Source organism: Pseudomonas sp. KH_027 (assembly GCF_057838565.1).
Genome location: NZ_CM174470.1, coordinates 546434 through 560421 on the forward strand (window position 1 = coordinate 546434; position 13988 = coordinate 560421).

The following is a 13988-nucleotide window of genomic DNA, read 5'->3' on the forward strand; positions in this document are numbered from 1 at the left end:
CTGCATTCCCACGCTCCGGCGTGGGAATGCAGCCCGTGACGCTCTGCGTCACAAGAGCGGACGCTGGAGCGTCCAGTGAGGCGTTGCCGCGCAGGGCGTGGGAATGATCATCTTCACAACAACATTGTTCCTTCGAGATAACACCCGTGAACACACCAAGCAGCACGTATTCCCCCGACCAAGCTGTGCCTCTGGCTCAGCGCGTGTTCGGAGCGCGCGATCTGTTTTCCCTGTGGTTTTCCCTCGGCATCGGCCTGATGGTGTTGCAGACCGGCGCCTTGCTCGCGCCAGGGCTGGGTCTGTCCGGTTCGTTGCTGGCAATTTTCCTCGGCTCGGCGGTCGGGGTCCTGCTGTTGGCCGCGGTCGGCGTGATCGGCAGCGACACCGGTCTGTCGTCCATGGCGGCGTTGAAGCTCAGCCTCGGCACTCGGGGGGCGAGCTTGCCGGCGCTGTTGAACCTGCTGCAGCTGGTCGGCTGGGGAGCGTTCGAGATCATCGTGATGCGCGATGCGGCCAGCCTGCTCGGCACGCGGGCCTTCAGCGCGGACAGCCTGTGGGCCAATCCGCTGCTCTGGACCTTGGCATTCGGTGCACTGGCGACCCTGCTGGCGATCAGTGGGCCGCTGGCGTTCGTGCGTCGGGTGCTGCGCAAGTGGGGCATCTGGCTGCTGTTGGCGGCGTGCCTGTGGTTGACCTGGAACCTGTTCGCCAAGGCCGATCTGTCGGCATTGTGGGCGCGTGCCGGCGATGGCTCGCTGCCGTTTGCCGTTGGCTTCGATATCGCTATCGCCATGCCGTTGTCCTGGCTGCCGTTGATTGCGGACTACTCGCGTTTCGGCAAACGGGCCCGGTCAGTGTTCGGCGGCACGGCACTGGGCTTCTTTATCGGCAACTTCTGGCTGATGAGCCTGGGCGTGGCCTACACCCTGGCATTCGCCGCGAGCGGCGACGTCAATACCCTGTTGCTGGCTCTGGCGGGTGCGGGGATGGGCGTGCCGCTGTTGCTGATCCTGCTCGACGAGTCGGAAAAGGCCTTCGCCGATATCCACTCGGCGGCGGTCTCCATCGGCATCCTGCTGCCGCTGTCGGTCGAGCGCCTGGCGCTGATCATCGGCGCGATCTGCACCTTGATCGCCTGGTTCGCACCTTTGGCGCAGTACCAGAACTTCCTGCTGCTGATCGGTTCGGTGTTCGCACCGTTGTTCGGGGTGGTGCTGGTCGACCACTTCATCCTGCGTCGCCGCGCCACCCTCAGCGCGGTGGCCGGCTTGCGCTGGGCGGCGTTTGCGGCCTGGGTGGGCGGCGTAACGACCTATCACCTGCTGGCGCATTTCTACCCAGAGGTCGGCGCGACCTTACCTGCCTTGCTGTTGGCCGGGGTACTGCAGTTCGGTCTGGGCCGTATGAGTGTGCGCCGGGCGGCTTATTCGTCGTGAACAAATAGCCACCACTGGGTTGGGCCCGCTCCGCGGTTATCTATCCGCCTGAAAGAGTAAGTCGCTCAGCCGCGGCCGGGGAAGTACTGCGGTTTGAGAATGCCGTTGAGGCGCGGGTAGGGGATTTTCAATTCCGGGTGGCCGGAAGCGTAGGGGCCGATGCCGTAGACCTCGTACTTGAGGGTTACCGCGCCGAAGGTCAGGGCTACGTTTTCGGTGGGTTGAAACGGCCAGTTCTTGACGAACTCGGGGTCCTGGTCGAGTTGGCTGGCCGCCAGCCAGCCTTGGTGCGCCAGGCGTGCGGCTTGCCAGAACGCCTGTTCCTGGCCGGGTAGCAGCATGTCCTGCAGGGTCAGTGCCTTGTGTAGCTTGCGGTCGTAGTTGATGAAGCGCCGCCCGGGCATGCCGTGGGCGCCGCCGGTGGACAGGTAGCTGGACAGCTCGATGATCACCAGGCCGTCATGCTGCTCGCGTACTTTGGCTTGCAAATAGCTGTTCCAGCCGGGCTGCGCCGACTGCAAGAAAGCCTGTTCATAGGCTTGCAGCGAAGCGGGCGGCGCGGCCTCCGGGGTATCGCCAGTCATTTCCAGCAGTTCATGCTCGATCAGGCTGTCGAGCGCCGGTTCAGCGGCGAAACTCAGGGTGTCGATGTTGACCAGCGGGCATTCGTCGCCCTGGCAACCGGTCTGGGTGTGTTCCCAGGCCGAGCGGGTGGCGCTGATCTGGGCCGTGGGATCGGCCTGGAACAGGCTCTGGCAGGCGCTTAAGGCCAGGGCCAGGGTGGCGATTAGAGCGATTTTCAGCAAGTGCATGGCATTCCTTGGCGGTTCCGGGTTTTCAATCTGAGCCTGGGTTCGACTGTCGACGGCGAGCTGAGTTCGCCGTCGGGCCGATTGAATGGGCCGAGTATCCTGGCAGCCCGTGGGTGATCTTGAAAGGGGCTGCGGTGGTTGTGCAGGCGCGCTAGGATGAGGTTAAGCCAGGGACTTTCTTCGGCGCGCAACAGCAATTAGAGCGGGGAACCGATGAGCGATACTTTTATCCCAGGGCCAGCGGATGTAGAAATCGTCGAGCGGGAAAACTGTTTCCGTGGTTTCTACAAACTCGACCGCGTGCATGTGCGTCATCGCCTGTTCGCCGGCGGCATGAGCCCGCAGATCAGCCGCGAGCTGTTCGTGCGGCACGATGCGGTCTGCGTGCTGCCCTATGACCCGCAGCGCGATTGCGTGGTGCTGATCGAACAGTTCCGCGTCGGGGCCCTGGAGAAAAGTTCGAGCCCCTGGTTGCTGGAGTTGGTCGCCGGCCTGATCGACAAGGATGAAGAGCCGGAGCAGGTGGCGCGCCGCGAAGCAGTAGAGGAAGCTGATTTGACCCTCGGCGCGTTGTGGCCGATTACCCAGTACTACCCGTCGCCGGGTGGTTCGGACGAGCGGGTACACCTGTTTGTCGGTCGCTGCGACAGCGCTGGCGCCGGTGGCGTGCATGGGCTGGCCGAGGAGGGGGAGGATATTCGCGTGCATGTCTGGTCGCTGGCGGACGCCTTGGCTGCGGTGCGCGATGGGCGTATCTGCAACGCGGCGAGCATCATTGCGCTGCAATGGCTGGCACTCAATCGTGCCGAAGTGAGGGGATTGTGGGTGTGAACCTGCTGCGAGAACGTTATCGCGTCGACCTGATCGAGCTGCAAGCCGCGTGCGAGGCCAACTACGCGCGGCTGATGCGCCTGTTGCCGGCCATGCGCGACGAGCGGGGTTCGCGCCGGGTGGCCTTGAGCCAGGGGGAGCGGTTGCTGGGTGTTTTGGCGCTGGATGTGCTGGAGGCCTGCCCCTATACCACCACCCTGCAGGTGCGTCAGGAGCACAGCCTGCCCTGGCTGCCGGTGCCGCAGCTGGAAGTGCGGGTCTACCACGATGCGCGCATGGCCGAAGTGATCAGCGCGGAGAATGCGCGGCGCTTTCGCAGCATTTACCCCTACCCCAATGCGGCAATGCACCAGCCGGATGAGAAGACCCAGCTCAACCTGTTCCTCGGCGAGTGGCTGAGCCATTGCCTGGCCTGTGGCCACGAACTGGAGCCGGTCCGCTAGGCAAACCCGCCGCTACCGGCGTCTTGGCGCGTGCTAACTGTGATCCACGCCCATATCGCGGCTTTACCGTTACCCGCTTGAGCCACCATAATTCCTCCGACCCCGCTCAAGGAGACGGCCTTGCCGAGCTCGCCCACTCTCGCTGCTGATTCCTCGGTGCTGCTGGTGCAGTTATCCGACAGCCATCTCTTTGCTGATGCACACGGCAAACTGCTTGGCATGGACACCCAGGCCAGCCTGCAGCGGGTGATCGAGCGCGTGCTCGACGAACAGCCGGAGATCGATCTGATCCTGGCCAGCGGCGATCTGTCCCAGGATGGCTCGCTCGAGTCCTACGTGCGCTTCCGTGAACTGACAGCGGCTATCCCGGCGGCGGCGCGCTGGTTCGCCGGTAATCACGATGAGCTGCCGGCCATGCGCAGCGCCTGTGCCGGCACCGAGCTGTTGGAGCCGGTGGTGGATCTCGGTGGCTGGCGCATCACCTTGCTCGACTCATCCGTGCCAGGCTCGGTACCGGGTTATCTGGACGAGCAGCAGCTCAATTTGCTCGCCCGCGCGTTGAGCGAGGCGCCCGACCGACACCATTTGATCTGCTTCCACCACCATCCGGTATCGATTGGCTGCCGTTGGATGGAGCCGATCGGGTTGCGCAACCCCGATGAGTTGTTCGCCGTGCTGGATCGTTTCCCGCAGGTGCGGGCGTTGCTCTGGGGGCATATCCACCAGGAGTTCGACCAGTTGCGCAACGGTGTGCGCTTGCTCGCTTCGCCATCGACCTGTGTCCAGTTCGCCCCTGGGAGCGAAGAATTCCAGGTCGATCAGGAGGCGCCGGGTTATCGCTGGCTGCGCCTGCATGCCGATGGGCGGTTGGAAACCGGCGTGTCAAGGGTCACCGGCATTCCGTTCGTCGTGGACTACAGCGTCAAAGGTTACTGAACCGAGGTGCCAGGTTTTGCTCGCCTTGGCTTGAAAGTTGGCTGACCAAGGCGCGCAAGGCTTTGCTAAAGTGCGCGGCAAACGATTTAGGAATGGCCCGCGTGCTGACTGAAATCCCCTCCATTCTCTATATTCACGGCCTCAACAGTTCGCCTGCGTCGCTCAAGGCCAGCCAGTTGCTGCAGGTCATGGAGCGCCTGGGCTGGGCGGCACAGGTGCGCGTACCGGCGTTGCACCATCACCCGCGCCAGGCCGTCGAACAGTTGCAATCGGCCATTGCCGAGCTGGGCCGGCCGGTGCTGGTCGGCAGCTCCCTTGGCGGCTACTATGCGACCCACCTGGCCGAGCGCCATGGCCTGAAGGCCGTCCTGATCAATCCGGCGGTCCGCCCGCACCGGTTGTTCGAGGGCCGCCTCGGCACGCAACAGAACTATTACAGCGGCGAGAGCTGGGAGCTGACGACCGATCACGTGACGGCGCTGGCCGAACTGGAAGTGCCGCCGCCATGCGACCCGGCGCGTTACCAGGTATGGCTGCAGACCGCCGACGAGACGCTCGATTACCGTCAGGCCGAGGCTTACTACCGGGCCTGTGCACTGCGCATCCACGCTGGCGGCGACCATGGTTTCCAGGGCTTTGCCGCGCGCTTGCCCGAGCTGTTGGCGTTCGCTGGCTTCCCTCGCGCCCGCTGGCATGACATTGATTTTTCCGACATTTAACGACTGACGAACGAGACCCATGGCCCAGCAAGGATCCAGCTCTTATAACGCAGACGCCATCGAAGTCCTCTCCGGCCTCGACCCGGTGCGCAAACGCCCGGGCATGTACACCGACACCAGCCGGCCCAACCACCTGGCCCAGGAAGTCATCGACAACAGCGTCGACGAAGCCCTGGCCGGTCACGCCAAATCGGTGCAGGTGATTCTGCATGAGGACAACTCGCTGGAAGTCAGCGACGACGGCCGCGGCATGCCGGTGGATATCCACCCGGAAGAGGGCGTCTCGGGCGTCGAACTGATCCTCACCAAACTGCACGCCGGCGGGAAGTTCTCCAACAAGAACTACCAGTTCTCCGGTGGCTTGCACGGCGTTGGTATTTCCGTGGTCAACGCGCTGTCGACCAGCGTCGAGGTGCGGGTCAAGCGCGACGGCAACGAATACCGCATGACCTTCGCCAATGGCTTCAAGGCCAGCGACCTGGAAGTGGTCGGCAGCGTCGGCAAGCGCAACACCGGCACCAGCGTGCATTTCTGGCCCGATCCCAAGTATTTCGATACGCAGAAGTTCTCCGTCAGCCGCCTCAAGCATGTGCTCAAGGCCAAGGCCGTGCTCTGTCCGGGGCTGGCGGTCAGCTTCGAGGACAAGGCCAGCGGCGAGCGCGTCGAGTGGTTTTACGAGGACGGCCTGCGCTCTTACCTGGTGGATGCGGTCACCGAAGTCGAGCGGCTGCCCGACGAGCCGTTCTGCGGCACCTTCGCCGGCAACAAAGAGGCGGTGGATTGGGCGCTGTTGTGGCTGCCCGAAGGCGGCGAGAGCGTGCAGGAAAGCTACGTCAACCTGATCCCCACCGCCCAGGGCGGCACCCACGTCAACGGCCTGCGCCAAGGCCTGCTGGATGCGATGCGCGAGTTCTGCGAATTTCGCAGCCTGCTGCCGCGCGGGGTCAAGCTGGCTCCGGAAGATGTCTGGGAGCGCATCGCCTTCGTCCTCTCGATGAAGATGCAGGAGCCGCAATTTTCCGGGCAGACCAAGGAGCGGCTGTCCTCCCGTGAGGCGGCGGCGTTCGTCTCCGGGGTGGTCAAGGATTCCTTCAGCCTGTGGCTCAACCAGCACCCGGAGTTGGGCCTGCAACTGGCCGAGCTGGCGATCAACAACGCCGGCCGTCGGCTCAAGGCCGGCAAGAAGGTTGAGCGCAAACGCGTCACCCAGGGCCCGGCCTTGCCCGGCAAGCTGGCCGATTGCGCGGGCCAGGACCCGATGCGTTCCGAACTGTTCCTGGTCGAGGGCGATTCCGCCGGCGGCTCGGCCAAACAGGCGCGCGACAAGGAGTTCCAGGCGATCCTGCCGTTGCGCGGCAAGATTCTGAATACCTGGGAAGTCGATGGCGGTGAAGTGCTGGCCAGCCAGGAAGTGCACAACATTGCGGTGGCGATCGGTGTCGATCCCGGCGCGGCCGACCTGACTCAGCTGCGCTACGGCAAGATCTGCATCCTCGCCGACGCCGACTCCGACGGCCTGCACATCGCCACCTTGCTCTGTGCCCTGTTCGTGCGCCATTTCCGCCCGCTGGTGGATGCCGGTCACGTGTACGTGGCGATGCCGCCGCTGTACCGCATCGACCTGGGCAAGGAAATTTTCTACGCCCTCGACGAAGGCGAGCGCGATGGCATTCTCGATCGTCTGGTGGCCGAGAAGAAACGCGGCAAGCCGCAGGTCACGCGCTTCAAAGGCCTCGGTGAGATGAACCCGCCACAGCTGCGCGAAACCACCATGGACCCCAACACCCGCCGTCTGGTGCAGCTGACACTGGAAGACTTCGATTCCACCCAGGAGCTGATGGACATGCTGTTGGCGAAAAAGCGCGCCGGTGATCGCAAGAGCTGGCTGGAGTCCAAGGGTAACCTGGCCGAGGTTCTGGCCTGATGCGGAGGCTGTTCGCCGCGCTGCTGCTGATTGCCACACCGGCACTGGCGCAGCCGCTGGACGGGTTGCAACCCGTTGAAGAGTTGCAGCTGCTGGCCGAACAACCGGTAGAGGGCATGCCGGGCGGCAACTTGTCCGGGTTGGCCTGGTGCGGCGATGCGCTGTGGGCGGTTTCCGATCGCGAAGATGACCGACTGTACCGGCTGACGGCCGGCGTTGATGCCCTGCATGCTGAAGCCGAGCTGTTCCAGGCACCCGCGCCGCCGGACAACGGCTTGCCTTGGGGGCTGCGCATGCGCACCTGGGTGGCGAGCCTGGTGCGTGGCGGAGCCATGGATTTCGAAGGTTTGAGCTGTGATAGCAAAGGCAATCGCTATCTGCTCAGCGAAGCCCACGGCGGGGTGCTGCAGATCCCGCTGGCGGGCACGGCGAGCTGGTTGAGCCTGCCACCCAACCTGGTACGCCAGGCGCGGGCCAGTGGCATGTTGTTGCATTTCAATGCGCAGTTCGAGGGTGTGGCCGTCGATCCGGCGGGTGAGCGCCTGTGGCTGGCCGCCGAGCGCGAGCGCCGTGGTTTGCTGGTGCTGCACAAGCAGCAGTCGGGTTGGCGCTGCACCGGCGGTTGCGTAGTGCTCAGCGAGGGCGGCAACGAGGCGCCGCCAGCGCAGCTCGACAGCCCGCCGCGGGCCCGCGATTTTTCCGATGCCGCGCTCTTGCAGAACCAGTTGTTCACCCTGGAGCGCCTGGCGCACCGTATTTGCCGGCGCAAGCTGGAGACTGGCGAAGTCGAGCGCTGCTGGTCGTTCGCCAAGGAGGCACTGACCGATGCGCGCCGCTATAGCCAGCCGTTCGGGGCGGCCGAGGGGCTGTGGCTCGATGCGCAAGGTGCCTGGGTCGGCGTGGATAACGGCGGTAAGGCCCGTGGCGATGGCGAGGCGCGGCCGATCGTCTGGCGTTTCGCCGCCCCCGCCGGCGGCTGGGGTGCTACGCCATGACGGCGCAAAGCGTCGGTCGGCGGGCTGGGCGGGTGATGCTGGTGCTGGCCTGGGGGGCCGGCCTGCTGCTGGCGACGCGCTTCTTCGGCCAGTGGGAGGACGAGCAGCGCAACCCCAACCAGGTGCCGGCCTCGTCCCGCGGCGAGGGTTATATCGAAGTGCGCTTGGCCGGCAATGGCCAGGGGCATTTCCTCTCCAGCGGGCAGATCAATGGCCAAACCGTGCTGTTCCTGCTCGACACCGGCGCCACCGATGTGGCGATCCCGGCCGAGTTGGCCAAGCGACTCGGGCTCAAGCGCGGCGCGCCGGTCACCTTGAATACCGCCAATGGCCTGAGTACCGGCTATCGCACCCATCTCGAGCGCCTGCAGTTGGGCGATATCGTTCTGCATGACGTGCGCGCGCTGGTCGCCCCCGGCATGCACGGCGACGACGTACTGCTCGGCATGAGTGCGCTGAAACAACTCGAATTCACCCAGCGCGACGGCACTTTGGTGCTGCGCCAGACCATTACTCGATGAGGCACGCATGAGCGACTCCCTGGACCTGAGCCTGGACGGCGTGGAGCGGCGCTCCCTGGCCGATTTCACCGAGCAGGCCTACCTCAATTACTCCATGTACGTGATCATGGACCGCGCCTTGCCGCATATCGGCGACGGCCTTAAGCCCGTGCAGCGGCGCATCGTCTACGCCATGAGCGAACTGGGGCTGGACGCCGACTCCAAGCACAAGAAGTCGGCGCGTACCGTCGGTGACGTGCTCGGCAAGTTCCACCCGCACGGCGACTCGGCCTGCTACGAAGCCATGGTGCTGATGGCGCAGCCGTTCAGCTACCGCTACACCCTGGTCGACGGCCAGGGCAACTGGGGTGCACCGGACGATCCGAAATCCTTCGCCGCCATGCGTTACACCGAGGCGCGCTTGTCGCGCTATTCCGAGGTGCTGCTCAGCGAGCTGGGGCAGGGTACGGCCGATTGGGTGCCGAACTTCGACGGCACTCTCGACGAGCCGGCTGTTTTGCCCGCGCGGTTGCCGAACTTGCTCCTCAATGGCACCACCGGTATTGCCGTGGGCATGGCCACCGACGTACCGCCGCACAACCTGCGCGAAGTCGCGACCGCCTGCGTGCGCCTGCTCGATGAGCCGAACGCGACGGTGGAGCAGCTCTGCGAACATGTGCTGGGGCCGGATTACCCGACCGAGGCCGAGGTCATCACCCCGCGTGCCGACCTGCTGAAAATCTACGAAACCGGCAAGGGCTCGGTGCGCATGCGCGCGGTCTACCACGTCGAGGATGGCGACATCGTCATCACCGCGCTGCCGCATCAGGTCTCCGGCGCCAAGGTGCTGGAGCAGATCGCCGCGCAGATGCAGGCGAAGAAGCTGCCGATGGTCGCCGACCTGCGCGATGAGTCGGATCACGAGCACCCGTGCCGCATGGTCATCATCCCGCGCTCCAACCGCGTGGATGCCGACGAACTGATGCAGCACCTGTTCGCCACCACGGAGCTGGAGTCCAGCTACCGGGTCAACATCAACATCATCGGCCTGGACGGCAAGCCACAGGTGAAGAACCTGCGCGAACTGCTCAGCGAATGGCTGGTGTTCCGCATCGGCACCGTGCGCCGGCGCCTGCAGTTCCGCCTGGATAAGGTCGAGCGGCGCCTGCACCTGTTGGACGGTTTGCTGATCGCCTTCCTCAACCTGGACGAGGTGATTCACATCATCCGTACCGAGGAACAGCCGAAAGCCGTGCTGATGGAGCGTTTCGCCCTCACCGATATTCAGGCCGACTACATCCTCGATACCCGCCTGCGCCAATTGGCGCGGCTGGAAGAGATGAAAATCCGCGGCGAGCAGGAAGAGTTGGCCAAGGAACGAGCCAAATTGCAGGCCCTGCTGGGCAGCGAAAGCAAATTGCGCAAGCTGGTGCGCAGCGAGCTGATCGCCGATGCCGAAACCTACGGCGATGCGCGTCGCTCGCCAATCGTTGCGCGGGCCGAAGCCAAGGCCCTGTCGGAAACCGAGCTGATGCCGACCGAGCCGGTTACCGTGGTGATCTCGGAAAAAGGCTGGGTACGTTGCGCCAAGGGCCACGATATCGACGCCACCGGCCTGTCCTACAAGGCCGGCGATGGCTTCAAGACTTCCGCGCCGGGCCGCTCGAACCAGTATGCAGTGTTCATCGATTCGACCGGCCGCAGTTACTCGCTGGCGGCGCATTCGTTGCCGTCGGCCCGCGGCCAGGGCGAACCGCTGACCGGTCGCCTGACGCCACCGCCGGGCGCCAGCTTCGAGTGCGTGCTGCTGCCGGAAGACGATGCGCTGTATGTGATCGCTTCGGATGCGGGTTACGGCTTCGTCGTCAAAGGTGAGGACCTGCAAGCCAAGAACAAAGCCGGCAAGGCGCTCCTGAGCCTGCCGAACGGCGCGAAAGTGCTGTTGCCGCGCCCCGTGGCCAACCGCGAAGAAGATTGGCTGGCGGCGGTGACGACCGAAGGGCGTCTGTTGTTGTTCAAGGTCAGCGATCTGCCGCAGCTGGGCAAAGGCAAAGGCAACAAGATCATAGGCATCCCCGGCGAACGGGTGGCCAGCCGCGAGGAATACCTCACCGATCTGGCCGTGTTGCCGGGCGGAGCAACCCTGGTGCTGCAAGCCGGCAAGCGCACCTTGTCGCTTAAAGCCGATGACCTGGAGCACTACAAAGGCGAGCGCGGTCGGCGCGGAAACAAACTGCCACGCGGCTTCCAGCGTGTCGACGGGCTGTTGGTCGAGGCCTAGAAGCAGGCCTGCTGGTCGCGTCGAGCCGCGAGACGCTGGAGTCGCGCGGAGGATTAACGGATGATAGGCCCTCGTGGAGCCTTTCAAGGCGGCGTTTTGACTGCGGGCGGCCATCGGGCCGCCGCTTGGATGAGATGAATGATGGTGTTGCGTTTTCGCTTGCTCCTATTGCTCGGCAGCTTGCTCGGCCTGGTCGGTTGCGTCAGCCATCCGCCGCAGATGTTCTATCAGCTGGATAGTGGCAATCCAGGCTTGCCGGCGCCAAACAAAGGCCTGGCCGTGCTGCTGGGGCCGGTTTCGGTGGCGGACTACCTGCAGAGTGAAACGCTGTTGCAGCGCCAGCCCGACGGTAGCCTGACCTCGGTCAACGAAGCGCGCTGGGCGGGCGGCCTGGGGGCCGATATCGATCAACTGCTGTTGCGCCAGCTGGCGTGGCGCCTGGACAGTCAGCGCCTGGTGCTGGCGCCGGGCGCGGCCGGTTTTGTTCCGGATGTGCAGGTGGTGCTGGCGATCACGCGTCTGGATTCCGGGCCGCAGCAGCCAGCGGTGCTGGAAGCTCAGTGGCGGCTGTTGGACAAGCGCGGGCAATTGCGCGAGAGCCGCTTGATCCATCTGGAAGAGCCGCATCATGGGGCTGCCGCCGATCAGGTGCGGGCGCAAAGCGTGGTTCTGCGCCGTCTGGCGGAGCAACTGGCGACGGCCATCAAGCCGTTGTCCGAGCCCCTGGTCGAGGAGCCCCGCAAGCCGGTGCCCGCCGCCCCGGTGCGCCCCCGCGCTTCCCAGGAACCCGCTGGGCCGCAGATCCCCAAGGCGGCGCCGGTACGTACCGATGCGGAAGTCTTCCGCTTCTAACCGGCCTGCTAATAAAAAGCCCGCGTAATGCGGGCTTTTTATTGGTTGCGCGGCGCCAATGCTCGGCGCAGACCAATGCCCAGCAGCGCCAGTCCCAGGCAGGGTAGCCAGACCCAGCGTGCTTCCGAGGCCAGCACGGCGAGCCCGCGGGGACTGAAGAAGCCGCTGATAAAGGGCGAGACCGCAATCGGTCGCCATGGCAGGAAATAACGCTGTTCGCTCCAGGGCCAGAGCCAGGCGACGCCCAGGCCGCCATCGGTGAATGCGTCCAGCAGGCTATGGGAGGCGCAGGCCAGGGCGATCCACAACCCGCTCCTGATCGGCCCGGCGCCAAGCAGGCGGCAAGCGAGCGCGCCGGATATTCCGAGTAGTCCGGCAAATAGCAGGGAGTGACTGAAGCCGCGATGGCCAAGCGTATCGGCATAGGCAATGCCGAACTTGAAGGCCAGCATGTCGAGGTCGGGCAGGCAGGCGGCGACCATTCCTGCCGCCAGTAATCGCGCGGGAATCACACGGCTGCCCAGTACCAGACCCAGGGCCAGTACCGGCAGCGGATGGCTGATCAGGGTGGTCAAGGGCCCGTCGGGTGCTCGTGCATGCGTGCCAGTTGCCGCTCCAGCAGCGAGGGGTAGGGTTCCAGCAGGCGCTCGACGCAGCAGGCGCCTTCCGGGCTGGCGATGGCGCGGATGCGCACGCGTTGGCGCAGCAGCGGGTCATCGCCAATGCGCCGCTCGACCAGCAGCAGGTTGCGGCTGTGCTGCGAGAGCGCCAGGGCATCCTGGACGGTGTCGCTGAGCAGCAGCTCGCCCTGGCCGAGGTCGAGGAGGTCTTCGCCGTCGGTCAGGCCCAGCTGCAATTGCAGGGTGATGCCGCTGTCGGCGACCTCGATTTGCAGGGCGTGGCCGAGGGCGCGCATCAGCTCGCCGCAGCAGATGGCGTGGGTCAGGTAGTCTTCGCCGCTGTCCAGGCTGTTGAACAGCATCAGGCTGCTGCCGTCCTTGAGGGTATGCAGTACGCCCTGGTAGAGCGCGGCGGCCTGGTCGAGGCAATCCCGATAGCGTTGCAGCAGGTCCATCAGTCGCGCGCGCGGCAGGCGGCGCAGTTGTTCCTGGGCGCCGAGCTGGATGGCCAGTACGGCGCTGCGCTGCGGCTCGCTATCGCTATCGCTGACGGGGCTCGGCATGGTCTCGGCTTGCGGGACGCGCAGGTCGGCGAACGGGTCGTCATCGACAGCGGCCAGGCGGCTCGGTGCTTCGCCGTCTTCATCCTCGCTATCGAAAGTCGGATCGCGCAGATCGCGGATTTCAAAGGCCGGTTCATTGTCGGTGTCGTCGAGATAGTCCTCGTCCTCTTCGACATAGTCCGCTTCGGCGTAGCTGTCTTCGCGGTATTCAGGCTCTTCTGGCAGTGCCGGTTGTGGCTTCTCCGGCACCAGACGGGCCTGCAGCTGGCGGGCCAGGTCGCCGATCTCGTCCTGACGGCCAGCGCCGGGGGCCGGGTCGTCCGGGTCGCGCAACCACAGGCGCAGCTGCATCAGTGGTGTGGAGATATGCCGGCCGAGGCGCAGGCTCAGGCTCAGGGTCAGCGCCAGCAGGATCAGGCTGAGCAGGCCCATGCTCTGCAGGCTGATGGTCATCGGCTGCTGGAACTGCTGCATGTCCAGGCTGATGCGCAGGTGTCCAGCTATCACTTCCTGGAAGGTGATGGGCGTTGAGTACAGGCCTTCGGCCTCGCCGAGCATGCCTTGGGTCGGCCGCGAGCCGGCTTCGGCGAGGATGCGGTTATCCACGCTGAAGATGGCCGCATGGGCCACCAGCGGATTTTTCACCAGGTTGTTGAGCAGCACATTCAGGCTGAGGATGTCATTGGACACCAGCAGCTCGGTGGCCGAGGAGGCGGTCTGGGTGATCAGGCTCTGCCCCAGGGCATCGGCCTGCTGCTGCATGGCCTGCTTGAACTGCATGCCCATGACCAGGGCGTAGATCACCAGGGCCAGCGCTACCAGCAGCAAGCTGTGGCTGGCAATGCGCAGGGCCAGGGGCACGCGCCGCTGGCGCAGCGCGTGAAAGATCAGCAGGAAGAAGTTATCAGGTTTGACGGGTGCGGGCCGGTTCACAGAGCTCGGCTCTTTCTTGAATGGAATTGCCGCGCAGTATAACGAGCGCTCAGGGGTGGGCAAAGCGCCGTGCGTGCCCGTAGGGTGCTGAAAGTGGTTAGAATGTGCGCCTTTTCATGGGCAACAGACCCCAGGAGCTGCGC

At 64.9% G+C, this 13988-nt stretch carries 13 protein-coding genes; 10 read left to right on the top strand and 3 right to left on the bottom strand.

The window, feature by feature from the left end; all coding sequences use genetic code 11:
- The first annotated feature begins 146 nt into the window (after window positions 1-146).
- Complete coding sequence (cytX, locus tag AC3IYG_RS02555; RefSeq protein ID WP_489312157.1) at window positions 147-1436, top strand: putative hydroxymethylpyrimidine transporter CytX; 1290 nt, start codon at window positions 147-149, stop codon at window positions 1434-1436.
- Window positions 1437-1501: 65 nt separating this feature from the next.
- On the opposite strand, the gene AC3IYG_RS02560 is transcribed toward cytX, so the two are convergent.
- On the bottom strand, window positions 1502-2248 hold the full coding sequence (locus AC3IYG_RS02560; protein ID WP_489312158.1) for an RsiV family protein: 747 nt from the start codon (window positions 2246-2248) through the stop codon (window positions 1502-1504).
- Window positions 2249-2461: 213 nt separating this feature from the next.
- Here AC3IYG_RS02560 and AC3IYG_RS02565 point away from each other — a divergent pair, with 213 nt between their 5' ends.
- The 9 genes from AC3IYG_RS02565 to AC3IYG_RS02605 all read left to right on the top strand — a co-directional run bounded on the left by AC3IYG_RS02565 (window position 2462) and on the right by AC3IYG_RS02605 (window position 11729).
- Window positions 2462-3079, top strand: a complete 618-nt coding sequence (locus tag AC3IYG_RS02565) for an NUDIX domain-containing protein (RefSeq protein ID WP_489312159.1) — start codon at window positions 2462-2464, stop codon at window positions 3077-3079.
- Window positions 3070-3522, top strand: coding sequence for a DUF1249 domain-containing protein (locus AC3IYG_RS02570; protein WP_489312160.1), 453 nt, complete (start codon window positions 3070-3072; stop codon window positions 3520-3522). Before AC3IYG_RS02565 ends, AC3IYG_RS02570 begins: the two co-directional genes overlap by 10 nt.
- A 120-nt stretch (window positions 3523-3642) precedes the next feature.
- Window positions 3643-4458, top strand: a complete 816-nt coding sequence (cpdA, locus tag AC3IYG_RS02575; protein ID WP_489312161.1) for a 3',5'-cyclic-AMP phosphodiesterase — start codon at window positions 3643-3645, stop codon at window positions 4456-4458.
- Window positions 4459-4550: 92 nt separating this feature from the next.
- Window positions 4551-5177, top strand: a complete 627-nt coding sequence (locus AC3IYG_RS02580) for a YqiA/YcfP family alpha/beta fold hydrolase (RefSeq protein WP_489312162.1) — start codon at window positions 4551-4553, stop codon at window positions 5175-5177.
- 19 nt (window positions 5178-5196) lie between these two features.
- Entirely contained in the window at window positions 5197-7101 is a 1905-nt protein-coding gene (parE, locus tag AC3IYG_RS02585; RefSeq protein ID WP_489312163.1) for a DNA topoisomerase IV subunit B, read from the top strand.
- The gene (locus AC3IYG_RS02590; protein ID WP_489313823.1) at window positions 7098-8096 is read left to right on the top strand and encodes an esterase-like activity of phytase family protein; all 999 of its coding nucleotides are present in this window, start codon (window positions 7098-7100) and stop codon (window positions 8094-8096) included. Before parE ends, AC3IYG_RS02590 begins: the two co-directional genes overlap by 4 nt.
- Complete coding sequence (locus AC3IYG_RS02595; RefSeq protein ID WP_489312164.1) at window positions 8093-8617, top strand: retropepsin-like aspartic protease family protein; 525 nt, start codon at window positions 8093-8095, stop codon at window positions 8615-8617. The genes AC3IYG_RS02590 and AC3IYG_RS02595 overlap by 4 nt, the downstream gene beginning before the upstream one ends.
- Window positions 8618-8624: 7 nt before the next feature.
- Window positions 8625-10877 (top strand): DNA topoisomerase IV subunit A, encoded by a 2253-nt coding sequence (gene parC / locus AC3IYG_RS02600; RefSeq protein ID WP_489312165.1) that lies wholly within the window; start codon window positions 8625-8627, stop codon window positions 10875-10877.
- 138 nt (window positions 10878-11015) lie between these two features.
- On the top strand, window positions 11016-11729 hold the full coding sequence (locus tag AC3IYG_RS02605) for a PqiC family protein (RefSeq protein ID WP_489312166.1): 714 nt from the start codon (window positions 11016-11018) through the stop codon (window positions 11727-11729).
- Window positions 11730-11767: 38 nt separating this feature from the next.
- Here the strand turns inward: AC3IYG_RS02605 and AC3IYG_RS02610 are convergent, their stop codons facing one another.
- A complete protein-coding gene (locus AC3IYG_RS02610) occupies window positions 11768-12304 on the bottom strand; it encodes a metal-dependent hydrolase (RefSeq protein ID WP_489312167.1) in 537 nt (178 codons plus the stop codon).
- Complete coding sequence (locus AC3IYG_RS02615) at window positions 12301-13845, bottom strand: AhpA/YtjB family protein (protein WP_489312168.1); 1545 nt, start codon at window positions 13843-13845, stop codon at window positions 12301-12303. Before AC3IYG_RS02615 ends, AC3IYG_RS02610 begins: the two co-directional genes overlap by 4 nt.
- Between the last annotated feature and the right edge of the window lie 143 nt (window positions 13846-13988).